20 protein-coding genes are annotated in these 24,847 nt (G+C 69.0%); 12 read left to right on the top strand and 8 right to left on the bottom strand.

Translation table 11 applies throughout. The features are described 5' to 3' along the window. Nucleotides 1-24 precede the first annotated feature (24 nt). Nucleotides 25-1,395 carry a serine hydrolase gene (locus tag ACZ5LB_RS06990; RefSeq protein ID WP_464605464.1) on the top strand — a complete coding sequence of 457 codons (1,371 nt, stop codon included), beginning with the start codon at nt 25-27 and terminating at the stop codon, nt 1,393-1,395. Nucleotides 1,396-1,461: 66 nt separating this feature from the next. Here the strand turns inward: ACZ5LB_RS06990 and ACZ5LB_RS06985 are convergent, their stop codons facing one another. From ACZ5LB_RS06985 to ACZ5LB_RS06955, 7 genes are all read right to left on the bottom strand, one after another. After that, nucleotides 1,462-2,022, bottom strand: coding sequence for an outer membrane beta-barrel protein (locus ACZ5LB_RS06985; RefSeq protein WP_464605463.1), 561 nt, complete (start codon nt 2,020-2,022; stop codon nt 1,462-1,464). Nucleotides 2,023-2,060: 38 nt separating this feature from the next. Beyond that, nucleotides 2,061-5,090 (bottom strand): TonB-dependent receptor, encoded by a 3,030-nt coding sequence (locus tag ACZ5LB_RS06980; RefSeq protein WP_464605462.1) that lies wholly within the window; start codon nt 5,088-5,090, stop codon nt 2,061-2,063. Nucleotides 5,091-5,120: 30 nt separating this feature from the next. Then, nucleotides 5,121-5,768: a hypothetical protein gene (locus ACZ5LB_RS06975; RefSeq protein WP_464605461.1), complete on the bottom strand. Its 648-nt coding sequence runs from the start codon at nt 5,766-5,768 to the stop codon at nt 5,121-5,123. A 472-nt stretch (nt 5,769-6,240) separates the two neighbouring features. Further along, entirely contained in the window at nt 6,241-6,987 is a 747-nt protein-coding gene (locus ACZ5LB_RS06970; RefSeq protein ID WP_464605460.1) for a LytR/AlgR family response regulator transcription factor, read from the bottom strand. Further along, entirely contained in the window at nt 6,984-8,045 is a 1,062-nt protein-coding gene (locus tag ACZ5LB_RS06965; protein WP_464605459.1) for a sensor histidine kinase, read from the bottom strand. The genes ACZ5LB_RS06970 and ACZ5LB_RS06965 overlap by 4 nt, the downstream gene beginning before the upstream one ends. After that, the gene (locus ACZ5LB_RS06960) at nt 8,042-8,689 is read right to left on the bottom strand and encodes a sensor histidine kinase (protein ID WP_464605458.1); all 648 of its coding nucleotides are present in this window, start codon (nt 8,687-8,689) and stop codon (nt 8,042-8,044) included. Before ACZ5LB_RS06960 ends, ACZ5LB_RS06965 begins: the two co-directional genes overlap by 4 nt. A gap of 45 nt (nt 8,690-8,734) precedes the next feature. After that, nucleotides 8,735-9,112 carry a hypothetical protein gene (locus tag ACZ5LB_RS06955; RefSeq protein WP_464605457.1) on the bottom strand — a complete coding sequence of 126 codons (378 nt, stop codon included), beginning with the start codon at nt 9,110-9,112 and terminating at the stop codon, nt 8,735-8,737. A gap of 213 nt (nt 9,113-9,325) precedes the next feature. Between ACZ5LB_RS06955 and ACZ5LB_RS06950 the strand changes: the two genes are divergently transcribed. The 10 genes from ACZ5LB_RS06950 to ltrA all read left to right on the top strand — a co-directional run bounded on the left by ACZ5LB_RS06950 (nt 9,326) and on the right by ltrA (nt 21,956). Next, nucleotides 9,326-10,258: a class I SAM-dependent methyltransferase gene (locus ACZ5LB_RS06950; RefSeq protein ID WP_464605456.1), complete on the top strand. Its 933-nt coding sequence runs from the start codon at nt 9,326-9,328 to the stop codon at nt 10,256-10,258. Nucleotides 10,259-10,262: 4 nt separating this feature from the next. Beyond that, nucleotides 10,263-11,606, top strand: coding sequence for an APC family permease (locus tag ACZ5LB_RS06945; protein WP_464605455.1), 1,344 nt, complete (start codon nt 10,263-10,265; stop codon nt 11,604-11,606). 400 nt (nt 11,607-12,006) lie between these two features. Continuing rightward, nucleotides 12,007-12,471: a division/cell wall cluster transcriptional repressor MraZ gene (locus tag ACZ5LB_RS06940; protein ID WP_464605454.1), complete on the top strand. Its 465-nt coding sequence runs from the start codon at nt 12,007-12,009 to the stop codon at nt 12,469-12,471. Nucleotides 12,472-12,473: 2 nt separating this feature from the next. Then, nucleotides 12,474-13,457, top strand: a complete 984-nt coding sequence (gene rsmH / locus ACZ5LB_RS06935) for a 16S rRNA (cytosine(1402)-N(4))-methyltransferase RsmH (RefSeq protein WP_464605453.1) — start codon at nt 12,474-12,476, stop codon at nt 13,455-13,457. Next, nucleotides 13,454-13,831, top strand: a complete 378-nt coding sequence (locus tag ACZ5LB_RS06930; RefSeq protein WP_464605452.1) for a hypothetical protein — start codon at nt 13,454-13,456, stop codon at nt 13,829-13,831. The genes rsmH and ACZ5LB_RS06930 overlap by 4 nt, the downstream gene beginning before the upstream one ends. Before the next feature lie 41 nt (nt 13,832-13,872). Continuing rightward, entirely contained in the window at nt 13,873-16,020 is a 2,148-nt protein-coding gene (locus ACZ5LB_RS06925) for a penicillin-binding transpeptidase domain-containing protein (RefSeq protein WP_464605451.1), read from the top strand. Next, on the top strand, nt 16,017-17,495 hold the full coding sequence (locus ACZ5LB_RS06920; protein WP_464605450.1) for a UDP-N-acetylmuramoyl-L-alanyl-D-glutamate--2,6-diaminopimelate ligase: 1,479 nt from the start codon (nt 16,017-16,019) through the stop codon (nt 17,493-17,495). Before ACZ5LB_RS06925 ends, ACZ5LB_RS06920 begins: the two co-directional genes overlap by 4 nt. Further along, nucleotides 17,492-18,859 carry a UDP-N-acetylmuramoyl-tripeptide--D-alanyl-D-alanine ligase gene (locus ACZ5LB_RS06915; protein WP_464605449.1) on the top strand — a complete coding sequence of 456 codons (1,368 nt, stop codon included), beginning with the start codon at nt 17,492-17,494 and terminating at the stop codon, nt 18,857-18,859. The genes ACZ5LB_RS06920 and ACZ5LB_RS06915 overlap by 4 nt, the downstream gene beginning before the upstream one ends. Then, nucleotides 18,856-19,944 (top strand): phospho-N-acetylmuramoyl-pentapeptide-transferase, encoded by a 1,089-nt coding sequence (gene mraY / locus ACZ5LB_RS06910; protein WP_464605448.1) that lies wholly within the window; start codon nt 18,856-18,858, stop codon nt 19,942-19,944. The genes ACZ5LB_RS06915 and mraY overlap by 4 nt, the downstream gene beginning before the upstream one ends. A gap of 761 nt (nt 19,945-20,705) precedes the next feature. Further along, nucleotides 20,706-21,956, top strand: a complete 1,251-nt coding sequence (gene ltrA / locus ACZ5LB_RS06905; protein WP_464602178.1) for a group II intron reverse transcriptase/maturase — start codon at nt 20,706-20,708, stop codon at nt 21,954-21,956. A 732-nt stretch (nt 21,957-22,688) separates the two neighbouring features. On the opposite strand, the gene ACZ5LB_RS06900 is transcribed toward ltrA, so the two are convergent. Then, complete coding sequence (locus tag ACZ5LB_RS06900; protein WP_464605447.1) at nt 22,689-23,420, bottom strand: EAL domain-containing protein; 732 nt, start codon at nt 23,418-23,420, stop codon at nt 22,689-22,691. A gap of 73 nt (nt 23,421-23,493) precedes the next feature. Between ACZ5LB_RS06900 and murD the strand changes: the two genes are divergently transcribed. Beyond that, nucleotides 23,494-24,846, top strand: a complete 1,353-nt coding sequence (gene murD / locus ACZ5LB_RS06895) for a UDP-N-acetylmuramoyl-L-alanine--D-glutamate ligase (RefSeq protein ID WP_464605446.1) — start codon at nt 23,494-23,496, stop codon at nt 24,844-24,846. Nucleotide 24,847: the final 1 nt, after the last annotated feature.

The following is a 24,847-nucleotide window of genomic DNA, read 5'->3' as shown; positions in this document are numbered from 1 at the left end:
CCTTTTCCCCACGGGAGTTGAAGCATGAAACCCCTGCTCACGGTCCTCGCCCTGGCCCTCGCGGCGCCCCTGCCGCCCCTGGCCGCCACCCCTCCGGCCGCGGCGGCCCCGGCCCGGCCGAGCCTGGCGGCCCAGGTGGATGCCTACCTGGAGCCCCTGCTGAAGCGGGATCTCATCAGCGGCTCCGTCCTGCTGGCCAGGGGAGGGGAGGTGCTGGTGGCCAAGGGGTTCGGTCCGGCGAACCGGGAATGGGACGCGGCCAACGGGGTGGACACGAAATTCCGCCTGGGCTCCCTTTCCAAGCAGTTCACCGCCGCGGCCATCCTGCTGCTGGAGCAGCGCGGCCAGCTCCGCCTGGAGGACCCGCTGGCGAAGTACCTCCCCGGGTTCCCCCGGGCCGACCGGATCACCCTCCACCAGCTCCTCTCCCACACCTCGGGGCTGGCGAACTTCAACCAGCTGCCGGACTACTGGGAGAAGAACCTCCACCACCTGGCCCTGCGCGAAGTGATCGACTGGTTCAAGGATCAGCCCCCGCGCGCCCAGCCCGGGGAATCCTGGAACTATTCCAACGCCGGCTTCACCCTGCTCGCGGCCGTGATCGAGAAGGTCTCTGGCCGGGACTTCGCCGCCTTCCTGCGGGACGAACTGTTCCGGCCCCTGGGCATGACCGCCACGGGCGTGGACGAGCACGAGGAGATCCTGGGGCGCCGGGCCGACGGCTACGTGCGGGACGAGAACGGCGTGAAGCGCGTGAGCTACCGGGACATGGCCTTCATGAACGGGGCCGGTTCCATCTATTCGACTGTGGGGGACCTTTTCCGCTGGGACCGCGCCCTGAGGACGCAGAAGCCCCTGAACGGGACCAGCCTGGAGCGCCTCTTCACGCCCGTGAAGGAGCACTACGCCTGCGGCTGGTTCGTGGACCAGCGCTTCGGCCGCAGGCTGATCAGCCACTCCGGGGACATCACGGGCTTCCGCTGCGACATGCAGCGTTTCGTGGACGACGACGTCACCGTGATTCTGCTGCTGAACTTCGAGAGCACCTTCACCGCCGCCGTGGCCCGGGACCTGGGCGCCATGGCCCTGGGGGAGCCGTACCAGCCCGCCCTGCTCCCGGAGGGCGTCCCGGTCCCGCCCGGCGCCCTGGCGGATATGGCGGGCACCTACGGTCTCGACGCCCGGAACGCCCTGACCTTGACCGTGAAGGATGGGCGGCTGCTCGCGTCCGCGCCCGGCATGCCGGAGGCGGTGGCCGTGCCGCAGAGCGGGACGGTGTTCTTCATCCTCGAATGGAACGGCATGCTCCGCGTGCTCCGCGGCCCGGAGGGCGGCGTCACGGGCCTGAGGCTCACCCAGGGGGCGCGCACGATCCCCGCGAAACGGCTGCCCTGACCCCGGAAGGGCCGGCCGGAAGGGGGATTCCCCTTCCGGCCGGACCCGCAAAGGGTCGTCCCGGGGTCAGAAACGGGCGAACCGGTAGGACACGCCCAGGCTGAACCAGGAGGGCTGGTAGACCTTGTTGAACTCCGTCTGGGTAAAGGAGACGACCCCGTGGACCTTCGGGGTCAGTGCGTACTCCAGGCCCACCCGGCCGGCCAATTTGGTGCCCTTGCCCGCGTTGTTACGGCCGGCCTCGTCCGTGAAGGACGGGGAGGACGTGCTGTCCTGCTTCCATTTGAGGAGGCCCAGGCCCCCGAAGAAGGTCACCTTGCCGGTTTCCCTGACGATGTCCACCCCCGCGTTGAAGTGGCGCGGGGTGCCGGATTCCAGGCCCGAACCGTCCACGCCGCGGATGGAAACCAGGTTGGCGTAGAGGCGCAGGCCCAGGCCGGGGCGGTGATCGACCCGGAAAGCCAGGCCGGTGTTGTAGCCGGCCAGATTGCCGGTCCTGATCATCCGGTTCAGGGTGCCGTTGGCCACCAGGGCGCTCACCTGGCCTTCGAAGCCGAAGGTGGGGGTCTGGGCGGGCAGGCCCGCCGGGAGGAGTGCGAGAAGGGCGAGGGATCGCATGAGGATCATGGTCATTGCTCCTGGGAGAGGGGTTCCGTGGCGGATTCCTACCACTTGATGCCGGTCGAGAGGACCACGCTGCGGCCCCCGACGAAGTTGGAGGTTCCATTGCCGCCGTAGGTTCCATAGCCCGTGCGGTTGCCGGTCGAGCTGGTTGTCCAGGGCGCGGCGTAGAAGCCGGCGGTGGCCGAGTTCGTGACCGGAGGCGCGGACGTCGCGGTCTGGGCGGTGGAGACCGTGGACAGCTGCCAGTGGTTGAAGACGTTGAAGACCGTGACTTCCAGGAAGTAGCGGACCTTGGACACCACAGGGATGTCGACGCCCAGCTTCAGGTCGAAATTGAAGGTGTCGTTCATGCGGCCGAACCCGCGCTCGCCGAAGTAGCGGGTGTAGGACGTGGGATATTGGGCGGGGATGGTGCTGCCGGCCGCGGCCGCGTCGTCGGCCGCCTCGAATTCGTTCCCCCGCGTCAGGCTGTAGTTCTCGCCGCCCGAGTAGTTGAAGAGGAGCGAGGCGTTGAAGGCCGCGCCCGACTGGCTGCGGGTCAGGTAGTCCAGGTGGATGCTGCTGCGGTGCCGCTGGTCGCTGTTCAGGTATCCCATGGGGGCGTAATAGGACGCATCCCGGCCGTGGGCGGAGTGGACCGAATCGAAGTTGCCGATCACGTCGCCCACGGGACCCGTGTTGGAGCCTCCAGAATCGGCGCCTTCGCCGTTGCCCCGCAGCACCGCGTAGGTGTAGTTGCCCCCGAGGGTCAGGTCCTGCCCGAGCTTCGCGGCGAATTCGAATTCCATGCTCGTGTACTTGCGCTTGATCCGGTCGTCGGTGATCCAGCGGGTGGCCACCGTTCCGACCGCCGGAATGCCGGCTGCCGACCGCGGGGTATAGGCCGTCTCGTCCCCGATCTGGAGGATGTCGTTGTACAGGTCCTTCCAGTCCCTGCGCACCAGGGTGGCCTTGAAGTAGGACCCGTCGGGGTAGGAATGCTTGACGTCGAAGCTCCACTCGTCCACGGAGGGGGCCTTGAGGTTCGACTGCACGAAATTGCCCGAGGCGCCCCCGACCCCCTGGAAGCCGTTGGCGTTCAGGGCCCAGTTGGCGATGTTGGTGACCTCGGCGTAGGTGGCCGCGTAGTTGCTGGCGGCGCCCCACCCGTACCATTCCCGGATGGGATTGCCGGCGAAGGTGAAGTTGTTGGTGAAGCCGTCGTGGAGCTTGCCCGTGTAGGTGGCGAAACTGCCACGGAAGAGCCAGGCCTGGTTGCCGCCGGGATCGTAGGTGGCCTGGAAGCGGGGGGACCAGGCGCTGGACTTGATGTTGGGGGCCCCCAGGGTGTCCTTGGCGGTGACCTGGTCGAACCTGCCGCCCACCATGAGCTGGAGCCTGTCATTGACGGCCAGCGTCCCGTTCAGGTAGATGCCGGTGGTCTGGGTCTTGGCCATGCCGTTGGAGGTGTAGCCGATCTCGATGGTGTTGATCTGCCCAGGATCGTCGGCCCAGTTGGTGACGCGGTAGGTGCCGTCGGCGTTCCGGCCTTCCAGCCACATGCGGTTGCCCGTGGGGGACTGCTCGTTGGGAGCCGTCCGCTCCTGGCTCAGGTACTCGAAGCCCAGGTCCACGGTCCAGGTTCCGATGGCCGTCTTGGGACTGAACCAGGTCAGGTTGGCGAGGGCCGTCCTGATGTCGCGCTCGTCGGGGGATCCAGCCTTGAAGGCGCCGTTGTTGAAGTTGTAGTAGTAGCCATCGCTGTAGGCCGCGGAGATGCGCTGGGGGAACTCGGCGTCGTTCCGCCCGCCCCCGGCGAGGGAATCCTTCTTGACGGCGTAGCGGGCCTCGAGGGTGGCGCTGCTGGAGAGGATGCCCCGGTAGCCCAGGGTCCAGTAGGTGTTCCTGGACTCGAAGTCGTACAGGGCGGCGGGTTCCACTTCATAGCCGAGGGCGCGGTTGGTCGTGGTGTTCTCGTGCTTGTTGGTGGTGAATTCCAGCGTTTGGTCCAAACCCAGGGCGTAGGTGAGCTTGCCTTCCCAGAACTTCAGGGTGCTCAGGCGCGTGTAGGGCTGGGCGTTGGTGGGAGCCTGGTAGGCGGGGGTTCCGTCGAGGGTCGTGAGGCCCTGGGTGCTGTAGAGGGCCGCGGCGGTGCTGCTCTGGGGGTCCTTCTTGGTGGAGACCGAGAACCAGAGGCGGTCCTTGAGGATCGGACCTCCCACCAGCAGGGTGTACGAGGCGTTCCGAAGGTCCTCCGACTTTCCCACACCGGAATTGACCGGGTTCAGGGTGGGCCGCATCCCGCGGGGGGACACGGCGTACCAGGAATTCCGGCTGAGGTTGAGCCGCAGGATGCCCGTGAATTCGTTGCTGCCCGTCTTGGTGATCGCGTTGATGATGCCGCCGGTGAAGTTCCCGTAGCGGGCGTTCACGGGGCTCTGGATCACCTGCGTCTCGGCGATGGAATCGTCCACGTAGAAGAAGCGCCCGGTGGTGTCGCCGAACATGTTGTCCGCGATGTCGGTGCCGTTGAGCAGGAACCGGTTTCCCGTGGTCTGCCCGCCCCGGATGGTGATGCGCATCCCGGCGGCGTTGTTGACCGTCACCCCGGGGGTGAGCAGGGCGATGGTATCCATGCCCCGGGTGGTCCTGGGCAGGACATCCAGCATCTCGGAGGTGAGGTTGGAGCTGGATTTCACATCCGTCTTGTCCACGGAGGCCGCGGTGGCCACGACTTCCACCGTGGTTCCCGCCTCGGCGACCCTGCCGAGGACGATGTCCTGGCGGATGACCGCGCCCAGCCCCACCTCCGTGGTCACGGTGTTGGTGTGGAAGCCGTCCTTGACGGCGTCGACGCGGTAGAGGCCCGGGGGCAGGAGGGGGGCCCGGAAGGCGCCCTTGGCTTCGGTGACCACGGTGCGGACGCCCTGCATGGCGGGTGAACTGAACCGGATCTTGACGCCGGCGATGCCTTCGCCGGTCCGGGTCCGGACGACGCCGACGACCTGGCCGGTGGACTCCTGCGAGGCCAGGGGCGAAGCGATCGTGGTGAGGGCTATGAGTGAGAGCTGGCGAATCTGGAAACGTGTCATGGCGTGCTCCAAAGGGTCCAGGACAAGGGGTCAGAAGCGGATGCCGAACCGCAGTTCGGAAGCCGCGCTCGTGGTGGTCAGGCCGCGGGGATCGCCGAGGCGGAGGGTGAAGACGTTGGCCTCCACGCTGAAGATGTCGGTGATGCGGTACCCCAGGCCCGCCACGGCGCCGATGGAGGTGGTCTTCTTGTCCAGGTCGTCCATGATCGTGACGATGGCGGAAGGCGACCCGCCGGTGTAGGTGATGCGCGAACCGGTGTCCCGGACGTTGACCTTGTAGAGGCCCAGCCGCAGGCCTCCCTGGACGAACAGCGTCCCGGTCAGGTCGTGCCGGTACAGGGCGGTGAGTTCGGGCCCCTTGGCGTCCGGCTTGCGGATGCGGGCCTCGTAGGTGCCGTCGGCCCGCGGGGTGGGGATGGAGGAGACGGTTGCGAGATCGCCGGGGATGAACCGCATGCCCAGGCCCAGCACCAGGGTCTGGCGCTTGCCGTAGCGGTAGGCGAACTCCACTTCCGCACCGAAGGAGTCGCCGGCGTCGCCCATGAGGGTCTTGGCGGGCCCCGTGGTGGGCCCCCCTCCGAGCTTCAGGGAACCTGCCCAGCCTTCCTGTGCCTTGAGTCCTGTGCACGCCGTGACTGCGATCAGGGCGAGCCTTGAAATTGAGGCGAGTGTGGACACCGGTCTGACCTCCGCGGACGCGCCGCAATGAATGGATTGGGGGTTGATGGATCCCGCAAAGGATCACCCGCCGGGCCCCCCTGGGGTTCCTCGCTCCGGCCAGCGGCGGGATCCTCCGGCGGAAAGGGCCCGCGCCCGCAGGGAGGGAACGGTTCCGGCCAGGGAAGGGCCTCCGGGCCGTTCCCTGTGTCTTACCCTCCCTCTCCGCCGCGACGGGACCGCCGTTGGCTGGAGCGCGCTCCCAGGGCCGGCCCGGGTCGTCACGCTGGACCCGGAGAACCGGGATCAGGCCCGTGGGCGTGGAGGGGAGGCCATGAGCGTCATGGAATGGAATCTGCGAAGGCTGGTGGAGGAGAACCGCAATCCGCCCACGAACCCCCGAAGGAAGCTGGAGCGATTCCGGCGCCTGCAGCGCGAAATGGCGGCCCTGGAAGCCAGTGGCGCCTTCGATCTTCTCGCCGGCCGCGGGGCGTCACATGCCCAGCAGGTCCTTCAGCCTGGGCGTGGCGGTGCGGCTCACTTCGAGGTCGATGCCCTCCGCCACGCGAACCTCGGCGCGGCCGCCGAAGACGGCGCGCAGGGCGAGCACCGCCTCCGGGCGCAGCAGGATGTGGCGCTGGATCCGGATGAAGCTTGAGCCGGGGAAGGCGTTCTCCACCTCCGCCAGGCTTCGCCAGGAGGTGCGGTAGCGCTTGCCCTGGGCCCAGGCCCAGGCCACTTCGGTGACCACCTCGAAATGGCTCACGCGCTTGAGGTCCAGGAACACGTGGCCATCGCCGGCCCTGGCGGGAAAGCGGTTGGGGATGGCCCCGGGCCCGGGCGCCTCGGCTCTCTGGGCGCGGGCGCCGCCCCGCTTCAGCCGCTGGAGGGTCCTGGCGAGCCGTTCGGGCTCCACGGGCTTGAGCAGGTAGTCCACGGCCGCCACGTCGAAGGCGCGAAGGGAGTGCTCGGGGTGGGCGGTCACGAAGACCAGGGGCGGCAGGTTCACCAGGCTGCCCAGTTCCCCGATCACTTCGAAGCTTGTGGCGCCGGGCATGTAGATGTCCAGGAAGAGCGCGTCCACGTCCGGCTCCGTACGGAGCCAGTCCAGGAGCGCGGGGCCATCGGCCAGTTCGGCCACGACCTCGCAGCCGGCTTCCTGGAGCATCCTGGCCAGGCGCTTGCGGGCCAGGGGCTCGTCTTCCGCCTGGGCGACGCGCAGGTGTCCGTGGTTTTTCATACCGCCTCCTGGAGAACGGGGAACAGCAACTCCGCGCACGTGCGGGCCTCGTCATGGCTGAGCCGGAAGGTGCCCTCGTCGCCGAAGGCCAGCCGCATGCGGGCCTCCAGGTCGTCCAGGCTGCGGCCCTGTCCGCGGGGCGGGGCGGGGGGGGCCGCCGAATTCTCGACCCGCAGCGCCACCCGTCCCTCGCCGAGCCGGCCCGTGATCCGCAGGTCGCCCCCCACGGGAGGCAGCGCAAGGGCGTGCCGGATGGCATTCTCCACCAGGGGCTGGAGGAGGAAGGGCGGCACCCATACCTCGTCCAGCCCGGGCGCCCAGTCCCAGGAGACGCGCAGCTTGTCGCCCAGGAAGACCCCCTGCAGCTCCAGGTAGCGTTCCACCAAGGAACGTTCCACGCCCAGGGGAACGAGATGGCTTCGGGCGTGGTCCATGATGCGCCGGAACAGATCGCTGAGGCGCATGGAAGCGCGCTCGGCCACTCCGGGGTCCCGGCGGATCAGGTCCACCAGATGGTCCATGGCATCCAGGAAGAACCCGGGGCTCATCTGGCCCCGGAGCAGGACCCAGCGGGCTGCCTGGGCCTGTCGCTCAGCCTCCTCCCGGGCGGCGTCCTCCTTCTGGAAGGCGACGATCCCGAAGCCCAGCAGGCAGGACATCGTGACGAAGGTGATGCCGTAGAAGCGCAGGAGGAACCAGCCATAGGCCCCGGAACCCGGGAGCAGCATCGCGTGGACGCCGATGCGGAGCAGGAGGACCGGGACGAGGCAGGCGGAACCGAAGAGGAGGGCCTGGATCAGGCCCCGGGGAAACGATGGGTAGGTCCCGTTCCGGCCCGTCCACTGCCACGGCCAGGGCCCCAGCCAGATGCCGCTGCCGTTGCCCAGGATCGTCGCCAGCAGGTAGGCGCCGTAGTACCACAGGGGCCGGGACCGCCCGGCGGGGGATGCCAGCACGTCGGAAAGAAAGTTCGTGAGCCCCAGCGCCAGCACGATGGACCACGCCCAGGGTTTCCGCCCCTGTGCGCGGCTGAAGGCGAGGATCTCCGGAAGCGTCACGGCTGCTCCCGGGTGGCGGGGTGGCGGGAAGGGAATTCCAGGAAGGCCTGGGTCCACCCCCCGGCGGTTTCAATGCGGAAGGCCGCCTGCCCCTCGAAAGCAAGCCTCAGGCGGGCTTCCAGGTTGTCCAGGCCGCTTCCGCCGCTCTGCCGGCGCGCCAGGGGCCGCCCCGTGTTCTCGACCCGCACCCGCACGCGGCCCCGGTGGAGGTCCCCGCATATGCGCAGCTCTCCGCCCGCAGGGTGGGGTGCGAGGCCGTGCTTGATGGCGTTCTCCACCAACGGCTGGATCAGGAGGGGCGGCGCGACGACGTCGTCCAGGCCGCCGGCCCACGCCCAGGAGACCCTGAGCCGCGGACCCAGGCGCAGGGCCTCGATGCCGAGGTAGTGCTCCAGGAGAAGCCGTTCCTCCCGCAGCGGAGCCCAGCGGGCCTGGCCCAACGCCGTGAGGCGCCGGAAGAGGTCCTTCAGGTCCAGGGCGGCCCGCTCCGCGGCGGCGGGGTCCTCCGCGATCAGTTCCGTGAGGTTGTTCATGGCGTTGAAGAACACGTGGGGGTTCATGTGGCCCCGCAGCAGGATGCGCTGGGCCTCGTCGGCCCGTTTCTGCGCGCTGTAGCGCGCCTCCAGCACTCGCTCGCGGGCCACGATCCCGAACCCGAGAAGCGAGAACAGGCAGACGTAGAAGAAGACTTACCGCAGGTAGGCCAGGGTCGTCATGGAGCCGCCCACCCCGTTCAGGGACTTGCCCGCCGCCAGCACCAGGGCAGCCGGGAGGAAGGCCAGGATGGCCGCTCCGAGGCTCTGGACCAGCCCCCGCGCAGGGTCCGGGAAGGTGCCCGCCCGGCCCGTCCAGAGCCACGGCCACGGGCTGAAGAGGACCACGCTCCCGTTCACCAGCAGGATGACCAGGAAATAGGCGCCCAGTCGCCCAAGCGACTGGAAGGGGCCCGGGAAGAGCAGCGAACCGGTGCCGAGGTAGTCCGAAACCCCGAGCGCGACCACGATCGCCCACACCAGCGGCTTCCGGCAGTGGGCCCGGTGGAAGGAGTGAATCTCGCCAAAGGTCACGTGAAATCCATGGGGGAGTGGGAGTTTGGGTCATTATACGTCCCGCCGTCCGTCCCCTGGGCCTCCGATCCCTGGCGCCCGGCCCGGGTGCCGCTCCCTGGAGGAGAACCTCCGTTCGCCGGCCGGATCCATCCATTCGCTGGAACCGGGACACGGCTCCCGGGAACGGGGGGATCCTTGCACCTGCGGGCGCGACCCGCCGAGCGAGGGCCCATGAGACTGCACGTTCTGAACCTCCTTCTCTGCTCCGGTCTCCTGGGCTACGCCGCCGAACCGGCGCCGCCCGCCATCGCCACGCTCCATTCGCGCATGGAGGAGGCCCGGAAGGCCGGCGACCCGGTCAAGCTGATGGCGGTGGCCGAAGCGCTCAACGAGCAGGTGGAGCCCATCCACCTGGAGGCCTTGTTCAACCTGTCGGCCGCCTACGCGAAGCTGGGCAACCGGCCCGAGGCCTACGCATGGCTGCAGCGGGCCGTGGATGCGGGGTACTGGGACGTGGACGCCATCCGCGAGGGCGAGGCCTTCAAGGACCTGCGCGGGGAGCCGCGCTTCAAGGCCCTGGCCCGGCTGGCCTGGACCAAGGGCTACCTGGCCATGCTGGAGCGCAAGGAGCGGGCCGCCTTCCAGAAGCCGGACCAGATCATGGCCTCCCTGGCCTTCAAGCCCGGGGAGCGGGTGGCGGACGTGGGCGCGGGCTCCGGCTACTTCACCATCCCCATCGCCAAGGCGGTGGGTCCGGCGGGCTCCGTGCTGGCGGTGGACATCAACCCCGACATGCTCGACTACGTGGACAAGCGCGCCCAGGCGGAGAAACTGGCCAACATCAAGCTGCTGCGCAGCCGGCCCGAGGATCCCATGCTGCCTCCGGGCGGCGCCGACACCATCCTGCTGGTGGACGTCCTGCACTACGTGAAGGCTCGGACGCCCTTCGCCGCCAAGCTCAAGGCCGGCCTGGCCCCCGGCGGCCGCATCGTGGTCATCGACTACATCCCCAAGCCCATGTCCGAACGTCCCTGGGGCCCTTCGGTGGACCAGCAGTTCTCCCGGGCCACCATGGACCAGGAGATGGCGGCGGCGGGCCTGAAGCCGGTGCGGGTCTTCGACTACCTCACCGAGCAGTGGTTCGCCGTCTACGGCGCCGAATAGCTTCATGGCGGCCTCCGGCCCGCGGCGCGAACTCGGCCTCCTGGACGCCACGTGCCTGATCGTCGGCATCATCGTGGGCACCGGCATCTACCAGGTCGCGCCAGACGTCGCCCGGGGCGCGGGCGGGCCCTTGGGCCTCCTGGGGATCTGGGCCCTGGGCGGGGCCCTCTCCCTTTGCGGCGCCCTCGGGTACGCCGAACTGGCTTCGGCCTACCCGCAGGAGGGGGGCGACTACGTGTACCTCACCCGCGCCTACGGCCCGGCTGCCGGATTCCTGTTCGGCTGGCTCCAGTTGGTGGTGGCGCGGCCCGGCGATATCGCGATCATGGCCTTCGCCTTCGCCACCTACGCCCGCGCCATCTGGAATCCCTGGCCCGCGCACCGCTTCACGCTGCAGGCCTACGCCCTGGCCGCCGTGGCCGTGCTCACGGCCATCCACATGGCCGGCGTGCGCGCCAGCCGCTGGACGCAGAACCTGCTGACGGTCGTGAAGTTCCTGGGCCTGCTGGGCATCGCCCTGGCGGCCTGTGCCACGGGCGGCGCGCCTCCTTCCGGCGTCGCCCAGGCGCCGCTCCCCTTCAGCGTGGCCCTGATCCTGGTGCTGTTCGCCTTCGGCGGCTGGAACGAGATGGCGTTCGTGGCCGCGGAGGTGCGGCACCCGGGCCGGAACCTCATCCGCGCCATGGTCCTGGGGACCGGTGCCGTGACCGGGCTGTACCTCGCCGTGACGTTCGCCTTCCTGCGCGTGCTGGGCTTCCATGGGCTGTCGGCCTCGGGGGCCGCGGCGGCCGAAGCCTTCGGCAGCGTCCTGCCGGCGCCGGCGGGCAAGGTCTTCAGCGCGCTGATCTGCGTTTCGGCCCTGGGCGCCCTGGGGGGCATCGTCTTCACCGGCGCCCGCATCTCGTACGCGGTGGGGCGGGACCATCGCGCCTTCCGCCCCCTGGCGGCCTGGAACGACCGGATCGGCGCGCCCCGCAAGGCCCTCCTGTTCCAGGGCCTGGTGGCCGCCTGCCTCATCGTTTCGCTGGGCGCCTTCGTGGACACCCTCATCTACACGGCCGCGGCCGTCTACGCCTTCTACCTGGCCACGAGCGTCGCCGTGCTCGTCCTCCGGCGGCGGGAGCCCTCGGTGCCGCGTCCGTACAAGGTCACGGCCTATCCCGTTCCCACCCTGGTCTTCTGCGCCGTCTGCCTCTTCCTGATCCAGGGCGCTGTGGCCTACCGGCCCCGGACCGCGGCAGTCGCCTTCGGGCTGATGGCGCTGGGACTGCCCGTGCATGCCTTCGAGCGCCACCTGGGCCGGAACCGCGGGCGGATGAACCGGGCCGCCCAGCCGGGCCCATACTGAGGGCGTTCATTCCCCTGCGGCCTCCGCGTTGAATCTCCTTCCGGGCGCACGCCGCCTGGGGGTTCCGGAGGCCAGGGCTGAGCCTGGGCGGTAAGCCGCTTCGCGTCGGGTGTGCCGGCCCCCCGGGGGACATGAATCCGGGCGGGGCCAGGGCGACTCGCGAAAATTTCGCCGGCGGAGCCGGCCGGTCGAGCCATAACGCACACAGAAACAAGGGAAAACGTTCGAATCCACCGGGAAGTCGCCCCGGTGGATTCGCTTTACTTCCGGCTTGTTCGATAACAAACCATTCCTAAACTTGGGAGTGGAATAAAACGGAACAAAATGGGTCGAAGTGGTAATTAGTGGCATTTCCTCCCTACCCCCTGCAATCTTTGAATGTTGTTGAAAGGCGACACCGGTGCTGCGACTTCGCGGAAATGCACCGGCCACCGTGGACGAAAAGGGCCGCCTCAAGCTGCCCACCACCTTCAAGGCCGACCTGGATGTCTTCGTCAAGGGCGAAGGCCAGCCCGGTCTGCGCGCGTACCTCACCTCCCTGGACGGCAAGGGGGCCCGGCTCTACCCCCTGCCCGTGTGGGAGGCCATCGAGGCCCGGCTGGCCTCGGTTCCCGGCACCAACCCCGCCAAGCGCCGGTTCCTGGAAGTGACGGCCTACTACGGCTCCGAGGTGGAACCCGACGCCCAGGGGCGCTTCGTCATTCCGCCCACCCTCCGCGAGGCCGCCGGCCTCGTGGGCGAGGTGGCCATCCTCGGCCAGATGGACCACCTGGCCATCTGGAACAAGGAGGCCTTCGCGGGCCGGCTCGTGGCCGACCCCCTGACCACCGAGGACCTCGCGGCCCTCGCGGACCTGGGGATCTGACCATGGAACCCGTCGTCCACGTTCCCGTCCTGCTCGCCGAAGTGCTGGAGAACCTCCCGGTGCCCCCCGGCGGCCGCGTCCTGGACCTCACGCTGGGCCTGGGCGGCCACGCCGAGGCCATCCTGGCCCGGTGCGACGCCGACACCCGCTACCTGGGCGTGGACCGCGATCCGGAAGCCCGGGAGCGGGCCAGGGCCCGCCTGGGCTCCGACGCCCGGCTCACCATCCTCGCCGACACCCACGAGGACGTGTGGGACCACCCCGCCTTCCAGGCCTGGCAGCACCTCCAGGCCCCCGGCGGCCTCGACGCCATCCTCCTGGACCTGGGCGTCTCCACCCTCCAGCTGCGTGACCCCAAGCGGGGCTTCAGCTTCATGGAAGAAGGCCCCCTGGACATGCGCATGGACACGGAATCCGGGGAGACCGCCCTCCAGTGGCTCGCGGACCAGACCGACGAATCCCTGGCGGACGCGCTCTACGCCTACGGCGAGGAACGGGCCTCCCGGCCCATCGCCCGGAACATCCTGCGGGCCTTCCACGACGGCCGGCTCCACTCGACCTTCGACCTGGCCCAGGCCATCTACAAGGTCCTGCCCCGGGACGCCGCCCGCAAGAAGAAGCAGGTCGACCCCGCCACCCGCACCTTCCAGGCCATCCGCATCGCCGTCAACGGGGAGCTGGCGCGCCTGTCGGCGACCCTGGAGAAGGCCGTCTCCTGCCTCAAGCCCGGCGGCCGCATCGGCGTCATCTCCTTCCACAGCCTCGAGGACCGCATCGCCAAGCAGACCCTGCGGCGCCTCGCCGGCGTCTACGACGGCCCCGGGCGCACCTCGCCCGTGGCGCTTCCCAGGATCATCAAGCTCGTGCATCCCGGCGGCCTCAAGCCCCAGGACGCCGAATGCGCCGCCAATCCCCCTTCCCGCTCCGCGCGCCTGCGGATCGGGGAGCGGCTTCCCGATTCCGACCTCATGAGGAACCCGCGATGAACGGAAAACGGTTCGACACCCGCCAGACCCTTTCCCATGCCCCCCGCCAGGTGGAGGGCGAAGGCGTGCTCCGCATGCTCCTCCTGGTGTTCGCCCTGGCCATGCCCCTGGCCTCCATGGCCTACCTGAAGATCCAGCACACCCGCATGAGCTACGAGATGAGCGAGATCCGGGAGAAGATCCACCACGAGGAGGAGGCCCGGCGCACCCTGCTCCTGGAGCGCTCCCGCTTCCAGCGGGACGAGGAGGTCCAGGCCTTCGCCGCGAAGACGGGCCTCGTGCCCCACAAGCAGAGCCACCTGATCCCCACGGTCTTCACCAAGGAGGACCAGAAGCTGGCCAAGCTGCTGCCACCCGGGCAGGTTGGACTCTAGTAAGATCGTTAAGGCCCTTTGGGGCGTGAAAGTGGTTCTCATTGGCGATCGGCGGCATCCTCAGCGGTTCTCCCTCGCCCCGGCGCCTCCTGGGGAGGCCCGAGGCCTCGGAACTCGTGGACGCCAGGCTGCCCTGGATCCTGGGGGGCTCCCTGTTCTGGATCCTGCTGATCACCCTGCGGCTCCTGTGGCTCCAGGGCGTCCAGCACAGCTACTACCGCCTCCGGGCCGAACGCCAGCACACCACGGTGGTGCCCATCGCCCCCATCCGGGGCGAGCTGCGGGACCGCCGGGGCGGGTCCCTGGCCATCTCCCTCAAGGTGGAGAGCCTCTTCGCCAACCCGCCCGCCTTCTACCCCGACTTCCGGGCCGGGAAGGGGGACACGGAGCGCAACTGGGGTGAGCCGGACCGCCAGAGCGCCCAGAAGGTGGCCGCCCAGCTGGCGCCCATCCTGGAAATGCCGCGCTCGGCCGTCCTGGAGCGGCTGCTGCGCAAGAAGCCCTTCGTGTGGATCGAGCGCCAGCTGCCCGCCAGCAAGGTCGCAGCCATCCGGGCCCTGAAGATCGAAGGGGTGGACTTCCTCCCCGAGAGCAAGCGCCACTACCCCCGGGGCAGCCTGGCCTGCCAGATCGTGGGGTTCATCAACATCGACGGCGTGGGCCAGCTGGGCATCGAGCGCACCTTCGACGAGCAGCTCGCGGGCAAGCCCGGCGAGCTCATCGCCCCCCGGGACGCCAAGGGCCGGCTCCTCATCATGCGGGAGAACTACGCCAAGATCCCGGTGAACGGCTCCACCCTCCAGCTCACCATCGATTCGACCATCCAGCACATCGTGGAGGAGGCCCTGGAGGAGGGCGTCAAGCGCAGCCACCCCGCCACCGCCTACGCCGTGGTGGTGGACCCCCAGACCGGCGAGATCCTGGCCATGGCCGGCACGCCCACCTTCGACCCGAACCACATCATGCCCAAGCGGTTCCTGAACCGCTCGGAATCCGAGTGGAGCGCTTCGGAGAAGGAGGAATACCGCCGCGAGATGGAGCGCCAGAAGGCCGCGCGCAAGGTGCATCCGGTGGAGGACAGCTACGAGCCCGGCTCCACCATGAAGATCTTCACGGCGGCCATGGCCCTGGAGGAGCACAAGGTGCACCTGGGCGAGATGATCGCCTGCGAGGCCGGAAGGTGGAAGTACGCCGACAAGGTGGTCACCGACACCCACAGCCACGGCACCATCCCTTTCGAGGCGGTGCTCTGGCAGAGCTCCAACATCGGCGCCGCCAAGATCGGCCTCCGCCTGGACCCCACCGTCCACTTCCAGTACCTGCGCAAGTTCGGTTTCGGCGAGACCACCGGCCTGAACTTCCCGGGAGAGACCGCAGGGCGCCTCCAGGCGCCGGACCGGTGGAGCCGCACCACCCAGCTCACCATGAGCTACGGCTACGGGCTGTCGGCCTCGCCCCTCCAGGTGCTCATGGCCGGGTGCGTGCTGGCCAACGGCGGCCGGCTCATGCAGCCCTACCTCATCCAGAAGATCTTCAACGACCAGGGCAACCTCCTCCAGGAGTTCAAGCCCAAGGTCAAAGAGCAGGTGATCAGCGAAGAGACCTCGGCGATGATGCGCGAGGCCCTCAAGGGCGTCATCACCAACGGCACCGCCAAGCTGGCCCGCCTCGACGGGAACGTCGAGGCCTTCGGCAAGACCGGCACTTCCCGCAAGCTCATCAACGGCCAGTACGACATGCGCCGGCACTTCGCCTCCTTCCTGGGGTTCTTCCCGGCCGACAAGCCGCAGTACGGCATGCTCTTCATGCTGGACGACCCCGCCGGGGACTCCACCGGTGGCGACGTGGCCGCGCCGCTCTTCAAGAAGATCGGCGACGCCGTGATGCGCTACCGCCTCTCCCTTCCGGATTCGGGGCAGGAGGCCGACCTGAAGCTGGGCCTTCGCGACTGGCCCGTGAGCGAGAACGACGAGGCCGTGGTCCACGTGGAGATCGGCAAGGTGCCCGACCTCACGGGGCTCACGCTCAAGTCCGCCATCCACCGGGTGGTCATGGCCGGCGGCGTGCCCCGGCTGGACGGCCTGGGCGACGGGGGCGGCAGGGCCCTCCGCGTCGAAAGCCAGGACCCCGCCGCGGGTTCCGCCCTGGCCCCGAACGGCACCGTCAAGATCAAGCTGAGGACCCCATGAAGTTCAGCGATTGGATCCGGGACCAGGACGTGCACGCGGGCCCTCCCCTCGACGCCGAGGTCAGGGACGTCACCTGCGACAGCCGCGAGGCGGGCCCGGGCTGGGCCTTCGTGGCCCTGAAGGGCGAAGTGCGCGACGGGGCCGGCTTCGTGCCCGCGGCGCTCGCCCGGGGCGCCTGCGCGATCCTCGCGGACCGGGACCTGGACGTCCCCGTGCCCTTCGCGCGCCTTGGCGGCGGGCGGCGCACCATGGCCCACCTGGCCCGGCGCCTCTACGGCCAGCCCGACCTGGCCCTGGCCCTCATCGGCGTCACCGGCACCAACGGCAAGACCACCACCACGACCCTCATCCGCCAGCTGCTCCGGGGCTCCGGCCTGGGCTGCGGCCTGGTGGGCACCGTGCTCAACGCCGCCGGCGACCTGGAGGAGGAGGCCACCCGCACCACCCCGGAGAGCCCGGCCTTCTACCGGTGGCTGCGGCGCTCCGTGGAGGCCGGCGACGCGGCCTCGGCCGTGGAGGTGTCGAGCCACAGCCTCGTGCTGGGCCGGGTGGAGGGCGCGCGCTTCAAGGTGGGGCTCTTCACGAACCTTACCCAGGACCACCTGGACTTCCACGGGGACATGGAGACCTACTTCGAAGCCAAGGCCCGGCTCTTCGACCAGTGCGCCGTGGGCCTCGCCAACGCCGACGACCCCTACGGCCGGCGGCTCCTGGAGCGCCCCGGTGTCCTGGCCTACGCCATCGAGGGCCCCGGCGCCTACCGCGCCGAGGACCTCGTCCTCTCCCCCACGGGAACGTCCTTCCGCCTTGTCACCCCCCGGGGCGCCTTCGAGGTGCGCAGCCCGCTCCTGGGGCGGTTCAACGCCTACAACCTCCTGGCGGCCCTGGCGGCGCTGGGGGAGGCGGGCTTCGGCCTGGAGGCCCTGCTGCCCGCGGTGGCCGGGCTCACCGGGGCCCCCGGGCGCCTGGACCGGGTGGACTGCGGCCAGCCTTTCGGGGTCATGGTGGACTACGCCCACACCCCCGACGCCCTGGAGAAGCTGCTGGCCGAAGGGCGCCGGCTCCTGCCCGCGGGGGGGCGCCTGCACGTGCTCTTCGGCTGCGGCGGGGACCGGGACCGCACCAAGCGCCCCATCATGGCCGCGGCCGTGGCGGGCCGCGCGGACGTGGTGTGGCACACCTCGGACAACACCCGCGGGGAGGACCCCGAGCGGATCCTCGACGACGCGGCCCAGGGCATCCCTCCCGCCCTGCGCGCGGATCCGGAGCGGTACCACCGCGTGGCGGACCGGGCCCTGGCGGTGGCCCAGGCCATCCGCGCCTGCGGGCCCGGCGACCTCCTGCTCCTGGCCGGCAAGGGCCACGAGCCCTACCAGGACATCCAGGGAACCAAGCATCCCTACAGCGATCGCGGTGCCGCCGAGGCCGCCCTCCAGGGCAGGCCGGTGCCCCGCCCCTGGGCGGTGGCGGAATGAGCGCCCTCTGGAGTCTTGCGCAAGCCGCCGCCCACGTGGGCGGGACGGTCGTGGGCGACGGAGAGGCCACGCCCGCGGCCCTTTCCATGGACACCCGAACCCTCGCGCCCGGCAACTGCTTCGTGGCCATCCGGGGCCAGCGGGACGGGCACGATTTCGCCCCGCAGGCCGTGGCCGCCGGGGCGGGCTCGGTGATGGCCGACCACGAGCTCGCCGTGGACGTGCCCCAGCTCCTGGTCCCGGACACCCTGGCCGCCCTGCAGCGCTGGGGCCAGGCCCGCCTCGAGGCCTTCCGGCCGCCCCACGTGTTCGGCGTCACCGGCTCCGTGGGCAAGACGGGCACCAAGGAGCTGCTGGCCGCGGCCACCGGCGCCTGGAAGACCCCCGGCAACCGCAACAACACCCTGGGCCTGCCCGAGGCCCTGGCCACGCTGCCCGCGCACACGGCGGCCGTGGTGCTGGAAATGGGCATGAGCACGCCCGGCGAGATCCGCCGCCTCACCGAGATCGCACCCCCCGACCTGGGGCTGGTCACCAACATCGGCCAGGTGCACATGGAGAACTTCGTGGACGGGCAGGAGGGCATCGCCCGCGCCAAGGGCGAGCTGGTGGCGGGGCTCAGGCCCGGCGGCCAGTGGGTGCACCTGGCTTCCGACAGCTGGTGCCGCTGGGTGGCGATGCAGCCCTGGGCCCGGGCCCGGGCCGTGCCCGTGGGCGCGGGAAGCGCCTTCGGATGGGAGGGCGAGGAATCCCTGGGGCTCCAGGGCGAGCGGTTCGAGCTGCGCTTTCCCCAGGGCTCCGTGCCGGTGCGCCTGCGCCTGCGGGGCGCCCATCACGTGCGCAACGCCGCCCTGGCGGGGTCCCTGGCGATCCTGGCCGGGTACGCGCCCGAGGTCGTGGCCAAGGCCATGGGCGAGGTGGACGCGGGCCCCGGCCGGGGACGGCTCCACGCCCTCAAGGGCGGCGGCTGGCTCCTGGACGAGAGCTACAACGCCATCCAGGAATCCATCCTGGCCTGCGGCGAGGCCCTCCTGACCCTGGAAGGGGGGGACGCCGTCGCGGTGCTGGGGTGCATGCGCGAACTGGGTCCGGCGGCGGCGGCCGTGCACCGGGACACCGGCGAGGGCCTGCGGGCCCTGGGGTTCAACCAGGTGCTCGTCTACGGGGACCACGCCGCGTCCCTGGCCGAGGGCTTCGGCCCCGGCGCCCGGGCCTTCCCCGACTTCGAATCCCTGCGCGACGCCGCCGGAGGCCTCGCCTCCATCCCGGCCGGGGCGCGCATCCTTGTCAAAGGCAGCCGGTTCTGGCGTTCGGAACGGGCCGCCGAGTGGCTTCTCCAAACCTTCTCTTCCGGAAAACCATGATCCACTGGCTCCTCTTCCCCTTCCGCGAGGCCGTTCCCGGCTTCTCCGTCTTCCGCTACATCACGTTCCGGGCCGCCATGGCCGCGGCCACGGCCATGATGCTCTCCATCATCTTCGGCCCCTACGTGATCCGCACCCTCACCCGGCTGAAGATGGGCCAGCACATCCTCCAGGACAGCCCCGAGACGCACCAGGCCAAGGCCGGCACGCCCACCATGGGCGGCCTCCTCATCGTAGGCGCCATCCTGGTCTCGACCCTCCTGTGGTGCGAGCTGCACAGCGGCGTCATCTGGGTCGCCCTGGTGTCGCTGGTGGGCTTCTGCGGGGTCGGGGCCTTCGACGACACCAAGAAGCTCCTGCGCAAGCAGAACCTGGGCCTGCGCAGCTGGCAGAAGATGCTGCTGCTGGTGGCCATCACCCTGGTCGTGTCCTGGCTGATCCTGCACTTCAACCTGCGCGGCACCTCCACCAGCCACCTCTCCGTGCCCTTCTTCAAGAAGTTCCGCCCCGACGTGGGCGTGTTCCTGGTGCCCTGGATCTGCCTGGTGGTGGTGGGCACCAGCAACGCCGTGAACCTCACGGACGGCCTGGACGGCCTGGCCATCGGCGGCACCCTCATCGTGGCCGCCACCTTCGCCATCCTGGCCTACGTGGCCGGCAACGCGAAAATGGCGCAGTACCTCTTCGTCCCCTTCGTCCCCGGAGGCGGCGAGCTGGCCGTGTTCCTGGGGGCCATGTGCGGCGCCTCCCTGGGCTTCCTGTGGTTCAACGCGCACCCGGCCGAGGTCTTCATGGGCGACACCGGCTCCCTGGCCCTGGGCGGCGCGCTGGGCACCGTGGCGATCATGATCAAGCAGGAGCTGCTCCTGGTCATCGCCGGCGGCCTCTTCGTGCTGGAGGCCATGAGCGTGATCCTCCAGGTGGGCAGCTTCAAACTGCGCGGCGGCAAGCGCATCTTCCGCATGGCCCCTTTCCACCACCACATGGAACTGGGCGGGCTGAAGGAGACCAAGGTGGTGATCCGGCTGTGGATCACCGCCATCGTCTGCTGCATGCTGGCCCTGAGTTCGCTCAAGCTCCGGTAGCTGGTGTGGGCCGAATGGATTGGTGGAATCCATTCGCGCGAATATATTGTTGAGGAATCTTCAGGTAAAGGACATGTACGGTGCGCCAGGCAAAGCTTGGGCGAGGAGGACGGATGACCTAATCACCTGAAACCTCGCAATGGGACCCGATGGGTAGCCAACCCCATCTGGCAAAGCTGGCCAGCAGCCAGAAGCGAGTCTTGCGTGGTGGTGGGGTGACCCACCCTTCGAAGCGTAGACAGCGAGCGTATAGGCCGTGTGATCGAGCCTCGAAAGTCTTATTACCGTGGGAGCCGACGTTTTCGTACGAACGGAAGGCCGCACCTGAGAGCCGCAACGGCCTGGCTCAAAGGTCCCGCCGGGGTCGCAGAGCAGGGCATGTCCGCAGGGGGTCCCCCAGGAACCTGGGAGGCCCTGTCGTTTCCGCCTGGACCCGTGGTTGGGGACGCCACGATCCAAACAACCCTGGCCTGGACGGGGGGCACCGACCCGATCAGGAGCGAACAACCGGATGCGAAGGCGGTACCGCCAGCCGGAACCAAATGACGGCGGCGGGAAGGGCGGCAGGGAGTCGGAGCAGCTCGTAGTAGCGATGAAGGTGGGGAACCGTTCCGAGGGACCCGCTGGAGCCAAGGGGCTGCCAGATCACGGAATCGTTGGAGGGAAAGACCATGGGAATATCGACTCCCAGCTCGGTCTGCACGAAACAACAACGGATAGCGGAACTGTCCCGGCAAATGCCGGAGGCGGCAATTCGCAGCTTGTCCCACCACATGGACATCGAATGGCTTCAGGAAGCCTACCGGCAAACCCGTAAGGACGGGGCAGTAGGGGTGGATGGCCAAACAGCCCAGGAATACGCGGAGAATCTGGAGGCAAATCTCCAATCCCTGCTGAACCGAGCCAAAGCCGGCGACCCCTACAAGGCCCCTCCGGTGCGAAGGGTATACATCCCCAAAGCGGATGGAACCCAGCGTCCTCTGGGCATCCCCACCTTCGAGGACAAGGTCCTCCAGAGGGCGGTGGTCATGCTCCTGGAACCCCTCTATGAGCAGGACTTTCTGGACTGCTCGTATGGATTCCGGCCCGGGAGGTCGGCGCACCAGGCACTGCAGGCGATCTGGCAGCAGACGATGAACCTGAGCGGTGGGTGGCTGCTAGACGTGGATATCCGGCAGTATTTCGACACGCTGGACCACGGCTGCCTGCGGGAAATCCTGGACAAGCGGATGCGGGACGGAGTGGTAAAGCGTCTGATCGGCAAATGGCTGAAGGCGGGGGTTCTCGACCAAGGATGCATCACGCACCCGGAAACGGGCACTCCCCAGGGGGGTGTGATCTCCCCGACCCTGGCCAACATCTACCTCCACGAAGTGCTGGACGTATGGTTCGAGCGGGAAGTGAAGCCCCGTCTGCGGGGTCAAGCCTTTCTGGTCCGCTACGCGGACGACTTCGTGATGGGCTTTGCCCTTGAGGAAGATGCCCGGCGAGTCCTGGAGGTGCTGCCGAAGCGCTTCGAAAGGTTCGGACTGAGGATCCACCCGGACAAGACCCGGCTGGTGGAGTTCCGGAAACCGAAGGAACCGCGGGACCCCGGAGGGGGACCCGGCAACTTCGACTTCCTGGGATTCACCCATTACTGGGGCAAGTCCCTCAAGGGGGCTTGGGTGGTGAAGCGGAAGACCTCGAAGAAACGGTTCAGCCGCGCCATCAAGGCCACAGGGGACTGGCTGAAGAAGAACCGGCATAACCGGCTCTCGGACCAGCACAAGACCCTGCGCCAGAAGCTAATCGGACACTACAACTACTACGGGATTACGGGGAACTTCAGATCCATCAGGAACTTCGCTCGGGAGGTGAGTCACCTCTGGAAGAAGTGGCTGGGCCGAAGATCCCAAAGGGCAGTCCTGACCTGGGAGGCCATGGAGAAGGTGTTGAAGCGGTTCCCGCTCCCGCCCCCAAGGCTGAAGCGGACAGTGACGCTCATGCCCGCAGCTACTCACGTGATCTGAGGAGCCGGATGCCTTAATCGGGCACGTCCGGATCTGAGGGGGGCCTGGGGCGGCAACGCCCCGGGCCTACCCGACCCGAGCACGCCGAGGCGCAGAGTTACGCCGAGGTGGCTTCGCAACTCCCTGCGCCGACCCATGCCGCCCAGGCCCTGCCCGCTATCGCGGGCCGCGCCGCTGCCGCGACGCGCGGCAGGGGGCGCTGGTCCTTCCGCATGCGAGCCTGTGGAAGGACCAGCGCCCCCTGCCTTGGACGGGCCTGGGCTCGACGCGTCGGATGCCGGAACCATGGATAAGGCGTTGAATGCCGCCGTCCAAGGGGCAAGACCAGAAGTTGAGACGCACCCCCACCTCCTTCCGACAAGGTGCTTCGGCCCCCAGGAAAGGTCCCCGGCCTGACTTCAGAACCGATCGCTGCGCCCAGGCCCATCCAAGGCAGGGTGCGCAGGTCCTTCCTCAGGCTTGCATGAGGAAGGACCTGCGCGCACTGCCGCGCGTCGCGGCAGCGACGCGGCCCGCGATAGCGGGCAGGGCCTGGGCGGCATGGGTCGGCGCAGGGAGTTGCGAAGCCACCTCGGCGCAACTCTGCGCCTCGGCGTGCTCGGCGTACGAGTCCTTTACCCGAAGCCACCGAATCCTAAAATCCAGCAGACCACGTTCCACTAATCCCTGGTTTTAATGGAAAGCAATGCATCGGGTTCGATAGTGGTCGTTGGAGCCGGCCAGGTATTCGGCCTAGAAGACCAGCGGCTCCGGCTCGCCGAAGATGAAGCCCTGGCCCCACGGCACGTCCGCGTCGATGACGGCCTGGAGCTCCTCGGTGGTCTCGATGCCTTCGACGATGTAGCCCACCCGCATGCGTTCGGCGAACACGGACAGGGCGTTCAGAAGCGCGGCCTGGTAGGGGCGGCGGTGGATGCCGCGCACGAGGCTCTTGTCCACCTTGAAGAAGTCCGGGGAGAGGCGGGCCATGTGGGCCAGGGAGGCGATGCCCGATCCCAGGTCGTCCACGGCGATGCGCACCCCCAGGGCCCGCAGCCGCTTGGAGAAGAATTCCAGCTGGTCGAGGCTGTGCCGGGAGTAGCTCTCGGTGATCTCGAAGACGATGCGGTGGGGCGGGATGGAGAGGTTCCAGAGCCAGGGCTCGATCTGGTACCAGAACTCGGGATGCTCCAGGGTCAGGGGATCCAGGTTCACGAACAGGAGATGGTCGGTGATGGGGTGCATCTCGAGGGTGGTGAAGATGGCCCCCAGGCAAAGCAGGTCCAGGCGCACCCGGGATTCGGCGGAGAGGGACACGTCCACCAGCAGGTCGCCCACGGTCCGCATCACGCCGGGCTGGGTTTCGAAGCGGGTGAGCACTTCCCGCGCCACCGTCGTCCCGTCCTTGAGGTTGATGATGGAATGCGTGTAGGTGACCGCCGGCCGGCGGAAATCCAGAATGCTTTCGAGAAGGTCTTGGTTCATCCGGCTCCGCCTTGCCAACCTCTTATTTTCACTTCTTTTGCCTCCGGTGCCAAACTGGAGGAAAGGAGCGGGCATGGGCAGGGTCGTGGTGGTGGGTGCGGGACGTTCGGGAATCGGTGCGGCTGAGCACCTCGCCAAAGAGGGCCGGGACGTCGTGGTGACCGAAGGGAAGCCCGGGCCCGACGCCGCAGCGGCTGCTCGCCTGTCCGAAAAGGGCATTCCGGCGGTGTGGGGCTCCCACCCCATGACCCTGCTGGAGGAATGCGAGGAACTGGTGCTGAGCCCCGGGGTGAGCCCGGCCATCCCCTTCGCGGCGGAGGCCGCCCGCCGCGGGATTCCGGTCATCGGCGAGCTGGAGCTGGCCCACCGCGCCCTGCGGGCCCGCAGGGACGACGCCATGATCCTGGCCATCACCGGCACCAACGGCAAGAGCACCACCACCGATCTCACGGCCCACCTCCTGAAGCAGGCCGGCCTTCCGGCCCGGGCCTGCGGCAACCTGGGCACGCCCCTGGTGGAGGCCATGGAGGGCGCCGAGGAGGGCACCCGCTACGCCCTGGAGTGCTCCAGCTACCAGTTGGAGACGGTGCGGGACTTCCACGCCGAAGCCGCGGCCGCCCTGAACCTCACCCCGGACCACCTGGCGCGTCACGGCACCATGGAAGCCTACCGCGCGGCCAAGGTGAAGATCTTCTCCCACCAGACCGCGGGGGACCTGCGCCTGACGCCCCTTTCGGATCCGGCCTTCGAGGCCGCGGCCCCGGGCCAGGGGCAAAGCGCCCGGTTCGGCTGGGTGGCCCCGGAGGGCCCCGGCGCCTGGTGCGACGACCACGGCACCCTCTGGCTCATCGACGACCACGGCGAGCATGCCCTGGTGCACCGTTCCCGCCTGTTGATCCCCGGCGACCACAACGTGGAGAACGCCCTGGCCGCGGCCGTGCTGGCCGGCCACGGCGGCGCGGACCTGGACGCCATCCGGGAAGGTCTGCGCACCTACCCGGGCCTGGCCCACCGCATCGCCCTTTGCGGGGAGCACAACGGCATCAAGGCCTACAACGACTCCAAGGGCACCAACGTGGACGCCACCCTCATCGCGGTGCGGGCCCTGCCGGGGCCCCTGGTGCTGCTCCTGGGCGGCCAGGACAAGGGCACCAGCTACGCGCCCCTGCGGGAGGCCCTCCAGGGCAAGCTCCGCGGCCTGGTGTTCCTGGGCGAGGCCATTCCCCAGCTGGAGCGCGACCTGGGGGATCTGCCCCACGTGGCCGTCCAGCCCTTCGACGACGCCGTCGCCGCGGCCCTGGGCATGGCCCGGGAGGGCGACCAGGTCCTCATGAGCCCGGCCTGCGCCAGCTTCGACCAGTTCCGGAATTTCGAGGAGCGGGGAGAGCACTTCGAGGCGCTCATCCGGGAATGGGCCAGGGGCTAGC

The sequence above is a fragment of the Mesoterricola sp. MK458 genome (genome assembly GCF_055384935.1).
This window is presented reverse-complemented; position numbering and strand designations above follow the sequence as displayed.

Excerpts from the sequence above, each read along its gene's own strand:
- ACZ5LB_RS06950 (WP_464605456.1), top strand. The coding sequence starts at position 9,326 with ATGAGACTGCACGTTCTGAACCTCCTTCTCTGCTCCGGTCTCCTGGGC.
- ACZ5LB_RS06980 (WP_464605462.1), bottom strand. The coding sequence starts at position 5,090 with ATGACACGTTTCCAGATTCGCCAGCTCTCACTCATAGCCCTCACCACG.
- ACZ5LB_RS06915 (WP_464605449.1), top strand. The coding sequence starts at position 17,492 with ATGAGCGCCCTCTGGAGTCTTGCGCAAGCCGCCGCCCACGTGGGCGGG.
- ACZ5LB_RS06990 (WP_464605464.1), top strand. The coding sequence starts at position 25 with ATGAAACCCCTGCTCACGGTCCTCGCCCTGGCCCTCGCGGCGCCCCTG.
- ACZ5LB_RS06970 (WP_464605460.1), bottom strand. The coding sequence starts at position 6,987 with ATGAAAAACCACGGACACCTGCGCGTCGCCCAGGCGGAAGACGAGCCC.
- ACZ5LB_RS06945 (WP_464605455.1), top strand. The coding sequence starts at position 10,263 with ATGGCGGCCTCCGGCCCGCGGCGCGAACTCGGCCTCCTGGACGCCACG.
- mraY (WP_464605448.1), top strand. The coding sequence starts at position 18,856 with ATGATCCACTGGCTCCTCTTCCCCTTCCGCGAGGCCGTTCCCGGCTTC.
- ACZ5LB_RS06920 (WP_464605450.1), top strand. The coding sequence starts at position 16,017 with ATGAAGTTCAGCGATTGGATCCGGGACCAGGACGTGCACGCGGGCCCT.
- ACZ5LB_RS06930 (WP_464605452.1), top strand. The coding sequence starts at position 13,454 with ATGAACGGAAAACGGTTCGACACCCGCCAGACCCTTTCCCATGCCCCC.
- rsmH (WP_464605453.1), top strand. The coding sequence starts at position 12,474 with ATGGAACCCGTCGTCCACGTTCCCGTCCTGCTCGCCGAAGTGCTGGAG.
- ACZ5LB_RS06900 (WP_464605447.1), bottom strand. The coding sequence starts at position 23,420 with ATGAACCAAGACCTTCTCGAAAGCATTCTGGATTTCCGCCGGCCGGCG.
- ACZ5LB_RS06985 (WP_464605463.1), bottom strand. The coding sequence starts at position 2,022 with ATGATCCTCATGCGATCCCTCGCCCTTCTCGCACTCCTCCCGGCGGGC.
- murD (WP_464605446.1), top strand. The coding sequence starts at position 23,494 with ATGGGCAGGGTCGTGGTGGTGGGTGCGGGACGTTCGGGAATCGGTGCG.